16 protein-coding genes are annotated in these 16,720 nt (G+C 43.9%); 11 read left to right on the forward strand and 5 right to left on the reverse strand.

The genetic code is table 11. The features are described from left to right. The first annotated feature begins 22 nt into the window (after nt 1-22). Nucleotides 23-217: a hypothetical protein gene (locus ACFFGT_RS30630; protein ID WP_377026326.1), complete on the forward strand. Its 195-nt coding sequence runs from the start codon at nt 23-25 to the stop codon at nt 215-217. A gap of 192 nt (nt 218-409) precedes the next feature. Here the strand turns inward: ACFFGT_RS30630 and ACFFGT_RS30635 are convergent, their stop codons facing one another. The 4 genes from ACFFGT_RS30635 to ACFFGT_RS30650 all read right to left on the reverse strand — a co-directional run bounded on the left by ACFFGT_RS30635 (nt 410) and on the right by ACFFGT_RS30650 (nt 4,289). Continuing rightward, the gene (locus ACFFGT_RS30635) at nt 410-1,765 is read right to left on the reverse strand and encodes an MFS transporter (protein WP_377026327.1); all 1,356 of its coding nucleotides are present in this window, start codon (nt 1,763-1,765) and stop codon (nt 410-412) included. Between the two features lie 53 nt (nt 1,766-1,818). Then, nucleotides 1,819-2,628 carry a molybdopterin-dependent oxidoreductase gene (locus ACFFGT_RS30640; RefSeq protein WP_377026328.1) on the reverse strand — a complete coding sequence of 270 codons (810 nt, stop codon included), beginning with the start codon at nt 2,626-2,628 and terminating at the stop codon, nt 1,819-1,821. Beyond that, entirely contained in the window at nt 2,603-3,310 is a 708-nt protein-coding gene (locus tag ACFFGT_RS30645) for a cytochrome b/b6 domain-containing protein (protein WP_377026329.1), read from the reverse strand. Before ACFFGT_RS30645 ends, ACFFGT_RS30640 begins: the two co-directional genes overlap by 26 nt. Before the next feature lie 139 nt (nt 3,311-3,449). Continuing rightward, nucleotides 3,450-4,289: a DUF1223 domain-containing protein gene (locus tag ACFFGT_RS30650; RefSeq protein ID WP_377026330.1), complete on the reverse strand. Its 840-nt coding sequence runs from the start codon at nt 4,287-4,289 to the stop codon at nt 3,450-3,452. Between the two features lie 246 nt (nt 4,290-4,535). Here ACFFGT_RS30650 and ACFFGT_RS30655 point away from each other — a divergent pair, with 246 nt between their 5' ends. Together ACFFGT_RS30655 and ACFFGT_RS30660 are read left to right on the forward strand one after the other, a co-directional pair. Continuing rightward, nucleotides 4,536-5,111, forward strand: coding sequence for a sigma-70 family RNA polymerase sigma factor (locus tag ACFFGT_RS30655; RefSeq protein ID WP_377026331.1), 576 nt, complete (start codon nt 4,536-4,538; stop codon nt 5,109-5,111). A gap of 5 nt (nt 5,112-5,116) precedes the next feature. Continuing rightward, complete coding sequence (locus ACFFGT_RS30660) at nt 5,117-5,392, forward strand: hypothetical protein (RefSeq protein ID WP_377026332.1); 276 nt, start codon at nt 5,117-5,119, stop codon at nt 5,390-5,392. 284 nt (nt 5,393-5,676) lie between these two features. Here ACFFGT_RS30660 and ACFFGT_RS30665 read toward each other — a convergent pair whose 3' ends face one another. Then, nucleotides 5,677-7,431: a M61 family metallopeptidase gene (locus ACFFGT_RS30665; RefSeq protein WP_377026333.1), complete on the reverse strand. Its 1,755-nt coding sequence runs from the start codon at nt 7,429-7,431 to the stop codon at nt 5,677-5,679. Nucleotides 7,432-7,611: 180 nt separating this feature from the next. Here ACFFGT_RS30665 and ACFFGT_RS30670 point away from each other — a divergent pair, with 180 nt between their 5' ends. The 8 genes from ACFFGT_RS30670 to ACFFGT_RS30705 all read left to right on the forward strand — a co-directional run bounded on the left by ACFFGT_RS30670 (nt 7,612) and on the right by ACFFGT_RS30705 (nt 16,703). Next, nucleotides 7,612-8,079 carry a MarR family winged helix-turn-helix transcriptional regulator gene (locus ACFFGT_RS30670; protein ID WP_377026334.1) on the forward strand — a complete coding sequence of 156 codons (468 nt, stop codon included), beginning with the start codon at nt 7,612-7,614 and terminating at the stop codon, nt 8,077-8,079. A 7-nt stretch (nt 8,080-8,086) separates the two neighbouring features. Beyond that, complete coding sequence (locus ACFFGT_RS30675) at nt 8,087-9,169, forward strand: efflux RND transporter periplasmic adaptor subunit (protein ID WP_377026335.1); 1,083 nt, start codon at nt 8,087-8,089, stop codon at nt 9,167-9,169. Nucleotides 9,170-9,175: 6 nt separating this feature from the next. Further along, a complete protein-coding gene (locus ACFFGT_RS30680; RefSeq protein WP_377026336.1) occupies nt 9,176-12,334 on the forward strand; it encodes an efflux RND transporter permease subunit in 3,159 nt (1,052 codons plus the stop codon). Nucleotides 12,335-12,340: 6 nt separating this feature from the next. Next, on the forward strand, nt 12,341-13,660 hold the full coding sequence (locus ACFFGT_RS30685) for a TolC family protein (RefSeq protein ID WP_377026337.1): 1,320 nt from the start codon (nt 12,341-12,343) through the stop codon (nt 13,658-13,660). Between the two features lie 41 nt (nt 13,661-13,701). After that, entirely contained in the window at nt 13,702-14,082 is a 381-nt protein-coding gene (locus tag ACFFGT_RS30690) for a response regulator (RefSeq protein ID WP_377026338.1), read from the forward strand. Further along, nucleotides 14,079-14,945: a BadF/BadG/BcrA/BcrD ATPase family protein gene (locus ACFFGT_RS30695; RefSeq protein ID WP_377026339.1), complete on the forward strand. Its 867-nt coding sequence runs from the start codon at nt 14,079-14,081 to the stop codon at nt 14,943-14,945. Before ACFFGT_RS30690 ends, ACFFGT_RS30695 begins: the two co-directional genes overlap by 4 nt. Nucleotides 14,946-15,265: 320 nt before the next feature. Beyond that, the gene (locus ACFFGT_RS30700; RefSeq protein WP_377026340.1) at nt 15,266-16,015 is read left to right on the forward strand and encodes an SDR family NAD(P)-dependent oxidoreductase; all 750 of its coding nucleotides are present in this window, start codon (nt 15,266-15,268) and stop codon (nt 16,013-16,015) included. A 106-nt stretch (nt 16,016-16,121) separates the two neighbouring features. After that, nucleotides 16,122-16,703 (forward strand): TetR/AcrR family transcriptional regulator, encoded by a 582-nt coding sequence (locus ACFFGT_RS30705; protein ID WP_377026341.1) that lies wholly within the window; start codon nt 16,122-16,124, stop codon nt 16,701-16,703. Nucleotides 16,704-16,720 lie beyond the last annotated feature (17 nt).

Genomic DNA, 16,720 nt, shown 5'->3' on the forward strand with positions numbered 1-16,720 from the left:
AGTAAGGAAAATGAGCCCAACCATGATCAAATACCTCATAGCCATTTTACTGGCCTCTTTCCTTTTTGCCTGCGCGGCCGAGGCGCAATCAGGCAGGCAACTTGTTACCGGTGGTAAAATACCTGCCTTTTCTTTTACCGATCAAAATGGCAAGGCTTTTAATACTGACTGTTATGTGGGCAAATCGGCTGGAGCCGGACGGCGGCATTTTTTATGATCTGTTTTTTCATTACCTAACCATCCGCCCAATCCCCTCTTTTGGCGCAAGTCTTGTGTTCAGGATGGTGTGGGGCTGACTTGTGCTTCCGTAAGCACAAGTTACCCAAGGCTCCTTTGCCATCCCACAAAACTTGAGCTAAAAAAATGAATGGTTAAATGTTTTATTGAGCCACCTTTCAACCACTCCAACCTAATCAACCACTCTCTTTTCCTCTCCCTCCCTAAACCTGCTAAAGAAAACAATAGCCAGCAAGCACAGCACACATCCACAAATTCCATTCAATCGTAAGCCATAGTCATTGCCCGGATCTTTACCATAAACCGTTAAAAAAGCAAACAACGCAATGCCCAGTGTTTGGCCAAGTTTTACAAACAGGTATTTTACTGCAAAGAACATTCCTTCCCGGTTTTCACCAGTATGTTTGGCATCGTTTTGTGCTATTTCGGCAAGGATGGCGTTGGGTAAGATCCCCAGTGAAGCCAGCGGGAACGAGGCGCAGAGCACCAGGGTATAGATCTGGGCTTTAGGCGAAATTGGAAATTTGCCAAGGAAAAATATCGCCACAAAAATGAGGCTCAATAAACCGAACGAAAAAAGCACAATAGGCTTTTTACCGATTTTTTGCGACAGGTAATTTACCAGCGGATAAAAAACCAGCGACACCAGTACCATGGTACCCATAAGCTCGCCACCCAGTGATTCGGGCAAGCGCAGCAACGATTTTAAAAAGAATAGTAAACCGCTTGATATGATGCTGAGCGCCATATAGTATGAAAAATCGGAGATGAGGTAATATTTAAAATTACGGTTGCTAAAGGTTTTTTGAATAGCCGGTAACAAGGGCAGGTGTGATGGCTGACTGTTTGAATACCGCTTTTCATCAATGGCGAATACGGGCACCAGCATTACCAGCCCTGCAAATATTGCCAGGCCCCAAATGGTGTACTGTACAGCGGTATCACGATTGGTAATATGTGTGAAGCTTTCTAACCAATCGGCAAAGTTGTTCACCATGGCCGATAGGATAATGCCAATCACAAAACCTACCTGCTGCAATGATGATAATTCAACCCGTTCGTTGCCGGTGCGGGTAAGCTCGGGCAGCAACGCATTATATGGGATAATATAAGCGGTAGCGCCCATAAAAAAGCAGATAAGCGTAAAAACCAGCCAGTAAGCATTGTAGATGCTTTCGCTTTTTACCAGCGGATAAAACGTGAGGCCACAAAAAACAACCGCGGGTATAATAGCCCATTTCATATAGGGGATACGCCTGCCTTTGCGGTTTTCGCTTTTGTCGCTCATTGAAGCAATAAATGGATCAAAAAAAGCATCCACCAAACGCCCTGATGCCGTTATAGCCGACATGATATTGAACACACCGAAAAGCAACAGTTGGGGGATCAGGGGGGTAAGCCCGGCATTGCTTGGCGGCAGGTAAAAGTAAGGCAGCATCACAATAATAATATTGGTCATGATGCTCCAGCCTATCATTCCGCAGGCATAGGCAAGCTGTTTGGAAAGCGGGAGTTTATCGGCCGGCATTTAATGCAATATGCAAATATTACATCACATATACCGCCGGTTTAACGGGTTCTTTACAATCCCGCATAATAATCATATCCCTGCTCGGCCCAGTAATCGCGCGGGCGGCTATTGCTGAAGTTAATACTACCTATCCGTTTCAAATTTTTAATGCCGTATTTTACCGGGATAATAAGCCTTAGCGGCGCACCATGTTTGGGTGGTAAGGGTTTTTCGTTCACCTCATAGGCCAGCAGTGTTTGCGGGTGCATGGCGCTTGGCATATCAACACCTACGTAATATTCTTTATCAGGGGTTTCCATGCCTACGTACTCAAATTGAGTTTCGGCATCAAGCTTAAAGTGCGCTATAAAATCACTGAATTTTACGCCGCCCCAATGCGAGATCTGGTCCCAGCCTTCCACGCATTTAAAATCATAAATGATGTCCGTTTTAGGTAGTTTCATAATCTCATCCATGCCGATGTTCAGTACTTCGCCGCTGCTTTTTTTGACTGATAATTTCCATGCATCCACATCAATCAGTCCTCCGGAGCCAATATCACTGTTATGCCGCACCACTTTGGCAGCCATTTCTTTAGGATATGTTTGTACCAGATTTTTATTGCTATACAATTGCCGCACCACCTTTTCATTGGCATTTAGTACAGCACGTAAGGGCCTGTGGGCCTCTGCGGTTATACCCGGCACTTCCTCTGGCGATGTATACAGCCAGCGCCAGCCCCCATAGGCGGCGCTGCCCAATACCAGGAAACTGCCGAAAGAGATAAAGTTGCGGCGGCTGATCTTTTGCTCAACGGTAAGCTCCTTTTTGGGAGCCTTCTTTTTACTGAAAACCTTATTCAGCTTTTTCGTTAGTTTCATTGTTTTGAATTTGGATAGAGGGTTGAGGTTTTTCGTCAATTACCTCAAAGCCCGAAATAACCGATCTGAAATTATTCCAGCCGGCAAGTACTACCTGAACAACATGCACCAGGAAAAACAGCACATAACCAATGGTGAGCACAAAATGCCAGATGCGGGCCAGATGGTATCCGCCGCAAACCCAGGCTAAATAATTAAACTGTACAGGCTTGTAAATTGCCAACCCGGTGATCAGGGAGCCAAAGCCCATTACTATGATAGCTGTATAGGCAATCCGTTGTGCAGCGTTATATTTGTTTTGTGGAGGGGCCGTTTTGCGGATATGCAGATCATGCAAAACCACCAGGAAAGCCTCTTTAAACGAATGACGGTTAGGCACCAGCTCACGCCACTGCCCCGATATGATAGTATATGTAACGTATAGAAATCCGTTCAGTGCAAAAAACCACATAAAGAGGAAGTGGAAAGCCATCCCCTCGGCCAAGCGTTTGGGAATATGCAGGGCATCATAAAAGCCCTGCGGAAAAAACCTGATAAAAGTAACGCCGAAGAGTGTGAACGTATAAGTATCATTTGCCCAATAAATTAGCAGCCCACTCCAGATCATGATGGTGAGGATTGGAAAATTTACCCAGTGCGTCCAGCGCATTAACAGCGGGTGTTTCTCTTTAATTACTTTCATTTAAATGATCTTAACTGTTCTTTTAGATGTAGAGACGCATCACATGCGTCTCTCAAATATGCAAATTAATGGCCGCATAAAGGGACTTGTCCGTCAGGAGACGCATGTGATGCGCCACTACTAAAAAACAACTATATCATTATTGTATGTTTTTAGCATCCTGTTGATTACCTGCATCTGCCGATACTTTAAAAGGAGTTTTTGACACGCCCAAAACAGCCCCATTGGCGGTGTTTTGTACAAAGCCTATTATTTCCCAACCCTGGGCGTCAAACCCGGAAGGCAAGGCAACAGTTGCGCTGCCATTGTTTTTGCTTAAAGGTAATGTTTGCAGGTTGCGTACAACCTGGGCATGTGCCAGTGTACGACCGCCATTTTCACCACGCTCAACTTTTATAACGGCCTGTTTTTGAACCAATGCCAGTGATATAACGCTATGAGCATTATCGGTTTGGCCTTCAACTTTATATTGTACCGAGGCTGTGTTATTTGCATTGCGGGTAGCGTTAAGACTTAACTGAACATTGCTGCTTCGCTGCAAGCCTGTTTTGATGGCGTTGCGTAAAGCTCCTTCTTGTGAGCCAACAAACTCCGTTTTACCATTAACCACAATCTGCGGTGTGTAAATTTGCGAAAGGTTGAGCCAATGAGCGTATTCATTTTGCCGTTTTGTATAATCGGCACTGCTGAATGCATCTTTCCAGCCAAGGCGGTCCCAGTAATCAACATGATAAGCTAAAATGTAAATGGGTTTATCACCAACCTCTTTCTGAACTTTTGCTACCAGGTCGTCGGCTGGGGGACAGCTTGAACAGCCCTCCGAAGTAAACAACTCTACAAGGGCAAAACCCTTTCCGTCGAACTTTAATTTTTTGCCATTGCTTTTTTCAGCAGTTCTTTTGTTGTTGATAAAAGCTGCCGAAATGATTACCGCGCCTATAAAAAACGGCACAAGCGCAAATATTTTGATCTTTCTCATCGTATTAGGATTAAATGATATACGTTTTTACTGCTTTGTCGGGTTTGGGGAGATAACCTTACAATAAATTTTTCTTTTTTTGAATGATATAAATATCGGTATAATAAGCTCATAATCAACCAGTGTAACGTAACTTAGTGATCAGCAGAATAGCTTCATTTAAATATCAGCTATTTTGAATTTATTTTGTAAGGATTAAGGCCTTTACCCGACTAAACCGGTAATTGTATAAGCTTACTGCATTTCATGATAACCGAAACTAATGTATTGGACCCTCATAAATGGGTTTCCTCCTATGCCGATTACCTGTATATGTACGCCATTGTGCGTATTAATGACGAGGATACAGCTAAAGACCTGGTGCAGGAGACCTTTTTGGCAGCCCTTGAAAGGGTTGACCGATTTGAGGGAAAAAGCACCGAACGAACGTGGCTTACTGCCATCCTTAAAAATAAAATTATCGACGTGTACCGAAAAAAGTCATCAGGACTGGCTGTGGCTTCGGCCAATAAAGCGGCACAGGAACAGGATGATTTTTTTGAGGAAGATAATGGCCATTGGAAAGCCGAATACGCTCCGCAACCTATTGCCGGGATGGATGATCAGGATCCCCTGTTAAAAAAAGAGCTGAACGGCATCCTGCAAATGTGCCTGCAAAAGCTCCCGGCCCTGTGGAACGCCGTTTTTACCATGAAACACATTGAGGACGCAGCTACCGAAATTATTTGTACCGAACTGCGTGTTACCCAGGCCAACTTTTGGGTAATTATTCACCGGGCAAAAGTTAACCTGAGGGCTTGCCTTCAAAAAAACTGGAATTAATTAAAATGAGCTATTTAAATAGAATAATATATAACTGCAAGCAGGCTACTTTCCTCATCGAAAAGAAGCAGCTTAAACGACTTAACTTTCGCGAGGAAATTGAACTGCGCATTCACCTGGCCGGTTGCGGCATGTGCGTACTGTATAATAAACAAAGCCGCATTATTAATGACATGGTACAGCAACTTTTTCAAGATTCGCTGAAGAATGAGTTGAAGCTGGATGATGCCTTTAAAGCTGATTTACAAGCAAAGATTGAGACTGGATTGGGTAATAATTAGATTGTATTGCTGATGTCTTTGATTTTTGTTAGGCTGAGAGAATACGGAAAAAATTAGGTGTAGATGGCCTGTCATCCTGAGCTTGCCGAAGGACGTGCGCAGAGGTTCTACCCGCGATGCTTCGACAGGCTCAGCATGCCCCTCATTTTAATTATGTCATAATTCAACATCTCATTTGCTAAGCCTCCTGCTAAGCAAATCATATAAATTAATCATAATATCTCTGATTTTAACCAAAGAAAAAGGCCAGCTTCTCAGCCGGCCTTCATTTCTTAAAAACATTTCTATAAGCTCAGCCATTTCTTCCGTACAGCCAGTTGCTGTTCGGTTGGGCTGTCAACAGTAACAATATTGTATTTAACGCGGTTGCTTTTCAGCAAGGTAACCGGGAGGATAATAGCTTGCCCATCGCGGGTTACGGTAACCTGAATTTTATCGCCCGGGTTTTTACCGTTAATCAAAGCCGCGGCATCGGTAGCCGGTGTACCGTCTATAGCGGTGATCTCGTCGTTTACGTTAATGCCATCGATGTAAGCAGATGTGCCGCGTTGTACACCTGTTACAATGATTTTTTTGGCAGCGGTTGTAACCGTAGTAATACCTAAGGCTGCATCGTTTTTATCAGCCAGTTCATCAACTACCTTATAGCCGGCATAGCCTAAGTATTTATTATAGTCGATAGGGGTAAGGCCGTTGATGTATTTGGCATAAAAATCATCCAGTTTTTTACCGGCGAATTTTTCAAAGCCTGCTTTGAACTCGGCATCAGTATAGCCTCTTTTCAGGGTTTTATAATACTGGGTGTACATGTACTTCATTACATCATCTAAGGAGAATTTACCTTTACTGCTATTGATGATCTCCAGGTCAATCATCATACCAATAATCGCACCTTTATTGTAGTATGATATAGTGGTATTGTTAGAGTTTTCGTTAGGGCGGTAAGCCTTGATCCAGGCATCGAAGCTTGATTCGGCAACGGTTTGTAAATCCTTACCGGGCAGGTTTTCGAGGATGTTGAACTCGCTTTCCAAAACATCAAAATAATTTTGAACAGGGAACAGCTGCGTACGGCGAACAATGATGCCCTGGTAATACTCGGTAAAACCTTCGGCTATCCAAAGGTTGGTAGTATAGTTTTCGGTATCATAATCAAAGGGGCCTAATACAATCGGGCGCAGGCGCTTTACATTCCACAAATGAAAATGCTCATGGGCAACCAGGCCTAAAAAGCTTTGATATCCTTTGTCATTAGCATAACTATCACGCGATGCACCCAAAACTGTTGAGCTCAGGTGCTCCAAACCACCACCGTTACGCTGGCGATTGTGTACTATAAATACATAGTGCTTGTTTGGGTTTTCGCCAAAAACAGCAGCTTCCTGGTCTACAACTTTGTGGATATCGGCTTTTAATTTTTCCTTATCATAATTGCCGCCGCCATACATACAAATTTCATAATGAACGCCTGAGGCGTCAAAGCCAAAAACATCCTGGTTGCCTACTTCAATGGGCGAATCGAACAGAATATCAAAATTTGGTGATAAACGGGTAAAGGGGTCATTATTTACCATTTCCAAACTGGTTGAAACTTTATCCCAGTTTTTATATGGTTTGATATGGATAGTAGCTGGCGAGTGCAGCATATTGGTCGGGTAAATGAAGATCCCGGTAGTTGACAGGAAGGCATGGGATGCATCAATAAAGCTGGTACGTACCGAAATTTCAAAAGCGTAAACCCTGTATTTTACTGTTATGGCAGAAATTCCCTTTGTAACAATTTGCCAGGTGTTCTTATTGATTTTTGGCGATGCGATGGCTTTGCTACCGGCTTCCGCGCTGAACGATTCGATGTTTTTAGCAAACTCGCGTACCAGGTATGAGCCGGGTGTCCATACCGGCATTTTAAGCTCAAGTGTGTTTTGCTGCAGTCCGGTAATATGCATTTCAATATCGGCATAATGGGCCTGGGCTTCAGGAAACGAAACATTGTAAGTTATCTGTGCCGTGTTTGCCGCCTTGCTGATAGTTGTAGTCATAGTAAAAATAGTTAAAAAAAATAGCGTGGTCAGTCTAATTGGTTTCATGTCCGCAATTTATAAAAATTATATAATCCGTTATATATGTGGTGATCTGCGGCATAAACACCGTTGTAAAATGGTTGATACATGCAACTATTGTTAATGTTATGCTATTAGTTTTACATCGATTATAAAGCAATGGAACTGATTGAACCTATTTCGCGCAAGCTGCTACGCTTAGGTAAATTGTACCTGGATGTATTGGTTAAGCATACCACCCATCTGGAGGTTACGCGGTACCATTACATACTTTCGCTTATTTACATTCATGATGGGCAGCTTACCCAAAATGCGCTGGCGCAGTTGCTGGGCAAGGACAAATCGGCCATGGTGAACATCATCAACCTGCTTTCGTCAAGAGGCTTTGTTTACCGCGAAAACAACCCGAACGACAGGCGGCAGCAATTACTCCGGGTTACGGAGAAGGCAAAACTGGCCGTACCCCAGATCATCGAAACATTTGAAAACATCAACGCCAATATTACTGAAGGCATCTCCGAAGCCGATATGCAGGTGTTTGAAAGCGTACTTACCCGAATGCATAAAAATTTAAAACCATTAATATCACCCGAAACAACCCTACAAGCTAAATCACACACGGATTAAACAAAGTATGAAAACGAAATATATTATTTACACGGCGCTGGCCCTGCTGGTTGCCTATTTAATTTACAACAAATTTTTTAGCGAGGGAGCAAAGAAATCGGCCGCGGCTATGGCTTCGGGCAAGGGTGATAAGAAAAAAGGCGGCGGTCCGGTAGGGGTTAATGTAATGATAGTTAAAGATACCGCAGTAAATAACATCATTGATATTACCGGTACCATTGACGCCAATGAAAAGGTAAGCCTGATAAGCCAGACTGCAGGCAATATTACAGGGATCTATTTTAATGAAGGCACTAAGGTAACCAAGGGGCAACTGCTGGTTAAAGTTTACAACCAGGATTTAGAAGCATCGCTGCAGCAAAACCAGTACCAGGTAGCATTGGCCAAACAACAGGAAAGCCGTAACCGTCAGTTACTTCAAAAGGAAGCCATAAGCCAGGAAGAATATGATACCTCGTTAACCTCGCTAAATTCATTAAAGGCAGCTGCCGATGTAATTAAAGCGCAGATTGCCCGTACCGAGATCCGTGCACCGTTTTCGGGCACTATAGGTTTAAGAAATGTGAGCCCCGGCAGTTACCTGTCACCATCATCGCCAATTGCTAATCTGGTTAATATCGATCCGGCTAAAGTAACTTTTGCTGTACCTGAAAGGTACCTTTCTATACTTGGCCCGGGTAGTAAAATCAGGTTCAAAACTGAAAGCTCGATGGAAAACTTTGTGGGTACCGTATATGCTATTGATCCGTCAATTGATGCAAGCTCGCGCACCATTACCGTGCGTGCTAAAGCTCCAAATCCTAAAGGGGTACTTACCGCGGGCAGTTTTGCCAAGATCAATTTAACACTTGATCAAATTCCTAAAACTATCCTGCTGCCAACAGAAGCGGTTATTCCCGATTTGAAAAGTAGTTTGGTTTGGATTTACCACAATGGCATTGCTGTATCAAAACCGGTAAAAACAGATTTACGCACCGATACCAAGATCCAGGTTATTGAAGGTTTACAGCCCGGCGATAGCGTAGTGGTGTCGGGCCTGATCCAGATGCGACCAAAAGTGCCTTTGAAAATTTTAAAAGTTATTAAATAAACCAATATGAGTTTATCCTCAGTAAGTATTAAACGGCCGGTATTGGCAACAGTAATGTCTGTGGTTATTGTTGTGTTTGGTATTATCGGCTATAAGTTTTTAGGGGTGAGGGATTTTCCTTCGGTAGATCCACCCATCATTTCGGTATCCACCAGTTACTCGGGCGCCAATGCCGATGTAATCGAATCGCAGATAACGGAGCCACTCGAAAAATCAATTAACGGTGTGCCGGGTATCCGTAATATCTCGTCAACAAGCTCGGTTGGACAAAGTAATATTACGGTTGAGTTTGACCTTGATGCCGACTTAGAAACCGCCGCTAACGACGTGCGCGATAAAGTGAGCCAGGCCCAGCGCCAGCTGCCGCAGGATATTAACGCCCCGCCGGTAGTAACCAAGGCCGACGCCAGCGCCGACCAGATCATTACCCTTACCGTAAGCAGCAATACCCGTAACATAAACCAGCTGGATGATTATGCTGAGAACGTGTTACTGGAAGGCCTGCAAACTATCCCCGGCGTAAGTACCATCAACGTACAGGGGCAGCGCCAGTATGCGATGCGTTTGTGGATAGATCCTAAAAAGCTTTCGGCCCTTGGCGTTACGGCTACCGATATAGGTGCCGCTCTGGCTAAAGAGAACGTGGAGCTGCCTGCCGGTAAAATTGAAGGGAACAATACCGAGGTTACCATCAGGGCCCTGGGTAAACTTGCAACCGAAAAAGATTTTAATAACCTCATTATCCGTGCAGATAGCAGCAGGGTGATCAGGCTGAGCGATATTGGTTATGCTGTACTGGGCTCTGCAAACGAGGAAACCATATTTAAAGAATCGGGCGTACCCATGGTTGCTTTGGCTCTTGTGCCGCAGCCTGGTGCTAACTATGTGCAGATAGCCAAAGATTTTTACGCCCGTTTAGAGCAGATCAAGAAAGATCTTCCGCCCGATATTTCGGTAAAAGTGGCTTTGGATAATACCCGGTTCATTAACCAGTCGATATCCGAAGTGCAGGAAACGCTGATCGTTGCGTTTGTACTGGTGGTAATTATCATCTATCTTTTCTTCCGCGACTGGCTTATCGCTTTCCGTCCGCTGATAGATATCCCGGTATCATTAATCGGTGCATTCTTTATCATGTACATCTTCGGTTTTTCCATCAACATATTAACCCTTTTGGGGATAGTACTGGCAACAGGCCTGGTGGTGGATGACGGTATTGTGGTAACGGAGAACATCTATAAAAAGGTAGAGGCTGGTATGGCCATCCGAAAGGCGGCTTTTGAAGGTTCGGCTGAGATCTTTTTCGCGGTGGTATCCACATCGGTTACGCTGGCGGCAGTGTTTTTACCAATTGTGTTTTTACAGGGCTTTACCGGCCGTTTATTCCGCGAGTTTGCGGTAGTGGTAGCGGGGGCGGTGTTGATATCGGCTTTCGTATCCCTTTCGTTAACTCCAATGCTTAACGTAAAGCTGATCCGTAAAAATCAAAAGAAATCAAAGTTCTATGAAAAAACGGAGCCATTCTTTGTAAATATGATCAACTCGTATTCCGAATCGCTCGTTAAATTCATGAAGCGTAAATGGATATCGTTCGTTATCCTGGCGGCATCTATTGTTATCATTGGGATACTTGTAAAAGTTATCCCCTCGGAGCTTGCTCCGCTTGACGACCGTAGCCTGCTCCGTTACAGTGTTACCGGTTCGGAAGGTGCAACTTACGAGTACATGACCAAATACATGGATAAGGTGGCTAACCTGGTGGAGGACTCAATTCCGGAGGCAAACATTAACCTTGAAATTGTTTCGCCATCATTTGGTGGTGGCGGCGCGTCAAATACGGGTTTTGGCAGGGTAGGGCTTGTTGCCCCTGACGAACGGAAGCGGACACAGCAGGAACTTGCCGACTGGCTTAATGCCAAACTGAGGCGGATGCCTGATGCCCGTGCCATTGTAGTACAGGAACAAACTATCAGCGGCGGCGGCTCGGGTTCAAAAACATCCTTGCCGGTACAGTACGTTATCCAGAACCAGGATTTTGAAAAGATCCGTAAGGTGCTGCCAACATTTTTTGCCGAGGTATCAAAAAGCCCTGTTTTCCAGGGTACAGACGTTAACCTGAAATTTACCAAACCCGAGCTGCGCGTAGTTACCGACCGTGAGCGTGCCCGCGATTTAGGTGTTTCGGTTGATGATATTGCCCAAACACTGCAGCTTTATTATAGTGCCGGCCGTTTGGATTATTTCCTGATAAACGGTAAGCAGTACCAGGTAATTGCACAGGTTGACCGTGCCAACCGCGATCAGCCGCTTGACCTGAGGTCTATTTATGTGCGTAGCTCAAAAGGAACTTTGGTGCAGCTGGATAACGTGGTTAAAACCACCGAAGGTGCTACGCCGCCGGCTATTTACCACTTTAACCGTTACAAATCGGCAACACTTTCGGCAGGTTTGGCCCCGGGTTATACCGTTGGCGATGGTATTAAGGAAATGGACAGGATCTCCAAAAGCCTGCTTGACGATACTTTCAGCACCGCGCTGAGCGGCCCTTCGCGTGACTATGCCGAGGGTTCATCAAACATCCTTTTTGCTTTTGGTTTTGCCTTGTTGCTCATCTACCTGGTACTTGCAGCCCAGTTTGAAAGCTTTATGGATCCGTTCATCGTGATGCTTACCGTGCCGCTTGCTATTTCGGGTGCGTTTTTATCACTGTGGCTGTTTAACCAAACCCTTAATATTTTCAGCGAGATTGGGATCATCACCCTGGTGGGGCTGGTAACCAAAAACGGGATCTTAATCGTTGAGTTTGCTAACCAGCGAATGGAGCAGGGGGCAGCTAAATATGAGGCTATTGTTGAAGCGGCCACAGCACGTTTACGCCCTATACTAATGACAAGCTTAGCAGTGGTGCTTGGTTCCGTGCCTATTGCATTTGCGCTTGGCGCCGGTGCAAAAAGCCGTGTATCGTTAGGGATTGTTATTATGGGTGGGATGCTGTTTTCATTGGTACTCACGCTTTACATTATCCCGATGATGTACCTGTTGCTGGCTGCCAAAACCCGTAAAGACCATGACCACGATCCCGAAGATATGGCTGCCGAAGCAGAAATGGCCGAAGCCGCACGTCATCCGCATCACCATGAACCTAAACTGATCGAAAACCTGTAATTTAATATGATGATCAAAAAAATAACCTGCCTGGTTTTTTGTTTGGCAATAGTATCAACCGTTGCTTTAGCCCAGCAGGATGCACCGCTGCTTACTTTAAAAGATGCGGTAGAAATTGCACTGAAGAATAACTATAATATCAAGTTGTCGCAAAACAACTCAACCATAGCGTCAAACAATGTTACGCTTGGTAATGCGGGTGTTTTGCCGCAGCTAACCGGCAATTTTTCGGATAACAACAGTCGCCAGTCAACCAAACAAACGCTCAATACCGGTAAGGATAATAATATTAACGCGCATAACTCAAATAACAGCTATGGTGTAAACCTTAACTGGACTATTTTTGATGGCTTCAATATGTTTGCCACTTACGACCAGTTGAAACAGCTTGATAAGCTTGGGATTTTGCGCTTACAGGATACCGTACAGCGTACAGTGGCCAATGTAGTAAACACTTATTACGACCTGATTAGCCAAAACGAACAGATCAAGGCGCTTAAAGGGGCTATAGGGATCTCGCATACGCAGCTACGCATTGCTACGGATAAGTTTAATGTAGGCCGCGCTTCAAGGCTTGATGTGCTTAACGCGCAGGTGAACCTGAATACCGATACAGGCAACCTGGTTATCCAGTATCAGTTATTTAAGTCGACCAAAATCCAGCTTAACCAGTTGCTCATCCGCGATCTGCAAACAGATTTTTCTGTGGCTGATACCATCGTGGTGGATGAAAAGTTAGTCCTTGCCGATGTGCTTAACAATGCCCAGCTGCAAAACCCGGGTATATTATCGGCGCAAATTAATCAGCGCCTGGCCGAGATCAACCTTAAACAGGTACGCTCAACGCGTTATCCGCAGGTGGGTTTAACATCTGGTTATGTGTTTACCAACAGTAAAACACCTGCTGGTTTTACCGTATCACAAAATGTACACGGCTTTAATTACGGGCTTACCGCAAGCATTAATATTTTTGACGGCTTTAATCAAAACAGGCGCGAAAAAAACGCAAAGATCCAGATTGATAATGCCGGGATTGCTGCAAAACAAACCAAGCTGAACATCGAAAGCCAGATTAGCAGCCTGTTTGTAGCCTACCTTTCAGGGCTTGATTTGGTGAAACTGGAAGAAGCCAACGTAAACCTCAACAAAAAGAACCTGGATATTACGCTTGATAAATATAAGTTAGGAAACATAACCCCGCTTGAAGTAAGGGAAGCACAGCGCAATTATCTTGATGCACAATCAAAATTCTTTGCCGCGCAGTACCAAAGCAAGCAGGCCGAGATCATGTTAAAGCAAATAACCAACAGTATTAACATCCAATAAAAAATATTTTAATAATAAGTTTAAAAACTTATTTTTGAAACATGACCGTCCCCTTTAAAACCTGCCTGCTTATTGATGATAACTACATTGATAACTTTATAACGCGCAGGGTTTTAGAGAGCAGCAATTTTGCCGAGAATATCGTTGTGCGTCAATCGCCGATGGAGGCTATTGAATCATTAAAAAACGGATCGGTAAACCCCGACGTTATATTTTTAGATATCAGGATGCCAATGATGAGCGGTTTTGAGTTTCTGCATGAATTTGACGGTTTAGAAATTGCCAAAAAAGGGATAAAAATATATATGCTGTCATCATCGCTTGATCCTACCGATTTAAGGCAGTCAAGCGATAATAAACATATTACACAGTTTATCCATAAGCCACTTACTGTTAAAGCGCTCGAAGAAATTTGTCAATGATTTTAGTTGCAGATAGCGGGTCATCAAAAACCGACTGGCTACTGACCATTTCAGACCAGGAAACCCGCTCGTTCCTTACCGCGGGATTAAACCCATATTTTTTAACCGAAAAGGAGATAGCGCGCGTCATAATTGACCAGGCCCCCGAAATGGTGGCTCTTGCAGCTGAGATTTCGGAGATCTACTTTTTTGGTGCAGGCTGCAGCAGCCCCGACAGGCACGAGATAGTATCAAACGCGCTTAGTACACATTTTAGTAAAGCCTATATCAGCGTAGACAGCGACTTGTTAGGTTGTGCCTATGCAACCTGCGGCAATGAAAAGGGTATTTGTTGTGTAATGGGTACCGGCAGTAACATTTCCTTTTTTGACGGCGAAGACATTTACGACGGACAGCACGGTCTTGGCTTTGTTTTGGGCGATGAGGGTTCGGGCACCTGGTTTGGCAAAAAGCTGATCACCGATTTTTTATATGGCAATATGCCGCATGACATCAGCCAGAAATTTGATAAGGCCTATCATCTCAATAAAGAGGTAGTAATCAAAAATGTATATCAAAAGCCCAATGCTAATACTTACCTGGCATCATTCAGCAAGTTTGTAAGCGAAATTAAAGTTACCGAATACGGGCATTCCATGCTGGTTGACGGCTTGGTTGAATTTATTGAAACCAATATAAAATCGTATCCCGAGTATCATAAATATAAATGCCACTTTGTTGGCTCCATTGCTTATTCGTTTTCCGAAGAACTTGTTTCATTATGCCATCTCCATGGTGTAAAAACAGGCAAAATCATTAAACAGCCCATAAATGACCTCATGGCCTTTATTTTGAAACGGAATGAGATGGCAACGGAAGAGTAGGGTTTCTCATACAAAGCATCATCAATAAAACCGCTTGCCATTTCGGCGAACGGGCAGGGAGGTTTGAGGAGAAATCTTGTGTATCATGCCTCCACTTGTGCTATGGTTCAACAGGCTACATAGGATTTCTCTTTCGCCTCATGACTCTTGCCACCCACGCTCTATTGAAATGACATTTTTCTTTACTTATAGTGTTTACAAGTTGCAGGCATCCCCATTTGTCATCCCCGGATAATAAAAATTAATTCCGGAACGATTGTTCCAAAACAAATTTACTTTTGCGGAACGATTATTCCAAAATTAAATTAATCTTCCAGAAAATGAAAAAATTAGAGAACAAAGTAGCAGTAGTAACAGGGGCATCAAAAGGTATTGGCGCTGAAATAGCAAGAGGTTTAGCAGCAGAAGGCGCATCAGTTGTGGTAAATTATGCATCGGATAAAACAGGCGCAGATAAAGTAGTGGCCGATATTGTTGGCAATGGTGGTAAAGCCATTGCGGTACAGGGTGATGTGTCAAAAGGCGCAGATGTAGACCGTATTTTTGCTGAAACCCATGAGGCTTATGGCGCAGCTGATATCCTGGTAAATAATGCCGGTGTATACCAGTTTACCCCAATTGAAGCTGTAACCGAAGAAGAATTTCATCGTCAGTTTAATATCAACGTTCTTGGTTTGTTATTGGCAACTAAAGGAGCTGTAGCCAGCTTTGGCGATAAAGGCGGTAGCGTGATCAATATAAGCTCAACCGTAACGCGTATAACCCCGCCGCAAAGCGCTATTTATACAGGTACCAAAGGTGCGGTAGACTCTATTACACAGGTATTATCTAAAGAGCTTGGCCCTAAAAAAATCCGTGTAAACGCTATTAACCCGGGTATGGTTGAAACAGAAGGTACACATACTGCAGGCTTTATCGGTAGTGATTTTCAAGTCCACATGGAAAGCACTACTCCACTTGGCCGTATCGGTCAGCCGGATGATATCGCTCCTGTTGCAGTATTCCTGGCCTCTGATGATTCACGCTGGTTAACTGGCGAAATTATCATAGCCAGTGGTGGTGTAAGGTAATTATACCGGCATTGCCCGGTTAAAACAAAGACGGGTTAAGGCATAGGATTAACAATTAATTAAAAATGAATAGCTTTGCCCCTAAAACGGGTAAAGCTTTTCTGTTATGGCACGAACTAAAGATTTTGATGAAGCCGAGGTATTGAGCAAGGCCGTTTGCATTTTTTGGCATAAGGGCTACAATGGCACATCTATGCAGGATTTGGTGGATGGCCTGGGTATCAGCCGTTCAAGCCTGTACGATACCTTCGGGGATAAACATGCTTTATATATTAAAGCTTTGGAGAGCTATCAGAAGGCAGGAGGCAGCCAGATGTGCAATATTATAAACAATACTGCATCGGCAAAAGAAGCTATAAAAAAGCTTTTGGAGCTTACCATGCGCGATATGCTCAATGATGAACAACGCAAAGGCTGTTTTATGGTAAATGCCGAAATTGAATTAGCCTCGCACGATACAGAGGTAAATGACATGATATGCCGTAACGAGCAGCAGTTTGAAAATGCTGTTCTTAGTGCTGTAAAAAAGGGACAGGAAAGCGGTGAAATCCCTAATTCAAAAGATGCCCTGGCATTAACCCGTTTCATTTTTAATACAGTGAAAGGTATGCAGGTATCTGCCAAGTCGACTACGGAGAAAGCCTTTTTTGACGATATTATACAAACCACCCTTTCGGTACTTGATTAACAAGTTAAGTTAATCAG

Origin of the sequence: Mucilaginibacter angelicae, from assembly GCF_042434235.1 — a bacterium.
Taxonomy (GTDB): Bacteria; Bacteroidota; Bacteroidia; order Sphingobacteriales; family Sphingobacteriaceae; genus Mucilaginibacter; species Mucilaginibacter angelicae.

Bases quoted from the DNA above. Each gene is read 5' to 3' on its own strand.
- ACFFGT_RS30670 (WP_377026334.1), top strand. From the start codon at position 7,612: ATGGAACTGATTGAACCTATTTCGCGCAAGCTGCTACGCTTAGGTAAA.
- ACFFGT_RS30700 (WP_377026340.1), top strand. From the start codon at position 15,266: ATGAAAAAATTAGAGAACAAAGTAGCAGTAGTAACAGGGGCATCAAAA.
- ACFFGT_RS30690 (WP_377026338.1), top strand. From the start codon at position 13,702: ATGACCGTCCCCTTTAAAACCTGCCTGCTTATTGATGATAACTACATT.
- ACFFGT_RS30655 (WP_377026331.1), top strand. From the start codon at position 4,536: ATGATAACCGAAACTAATGTATTGGACCCTCATAAATGGGTTTCCTCC.
- ACFFGT_RS30705 (WP_377026341.1), top strand. From the start codon at position 16,122: ATGGCACGAACTAAAGATTTTGATGAAGCCGAGGTATTGAGCAAGGCC.
- ACFFGT_RS30645 (WP_377026329.1), bottom strand. From the start codon at position 3,310: ATGAAAGTAATTAAAGAGAAACACCCGCTGTTAATGCGCTGGACGCAC.
- ACFFGT_RS30695 (WP_377026339.1), top strand. From the start codon at position 14,079: ATGATTTTAGTTGCAGATAGCGGGTCATCAAAAACCGACTGGCTACTG.
- ACFFGT_RS30660 (WP_377026332.1), top strand. From the start codon at position 5,117: ATGAGCTATTTAAATAGAATAATATATAACTGCAAGCAGGCTACTTTC.
- ACFFGT_RS30630 (WP_377026326.1), top strand. From the start codon at position 23: ATGATCAAATACCTCATAGCCATTTTACTGGCCTCTTTCCTTTTTGCC.
- ACFFGT_RS30665 (WP_377026333.1), bottom strand. From the start codon at position 7,431: ATGACTACAACTATCAGCAAGGCGGCAAACACGGCACAGATAACTTAC.
- ACFFGT_RS30680 (WP_377026336.1), top strand. From the start codon at position 9,176: ATGAGTTTATCCTCAGTAAGTATTAAACGGCCGGTATTGGCAACAGTA.
- ACFFGT_RS30640 (WP_377026328.1), bottom strand. From the start codon at position 2,628: ATGAAACTAACGAAAAAGCTGAATAAGGTTTTCAGTAAAAAGAAGGCT.
- ACFFGT_RS30650 (WP_377026330.1), bottom strand. From the start codon at position 4,289: ATGAGAAAGATCAAAATATTTGCGCTTGTGCCGTTTTTTATAGGCGCG.
- ACFFGT_RS30635 (WP_377026327.1), bottom strand. From the start codon at position 1,765: ATGCCGGCCGATAAACTCCCGCTTTCCAAACAGCTTGCCTATGCCTGC.
- ACFFGT_RS30685 (WP_377026337.1), top strand. From the start codon at position 12,341: ATGATGATCAAAAAAATAACCTGCCTGGTTTTTTGTTTGGCAATAGTA.
- ACFFGT_RS30675 (WP_377026335.1), top strand. From the start codon at position 8,087: ATGAAAACGAAATATATTATTTACACGGCGCTGGCCCTGCTGGTTGCC.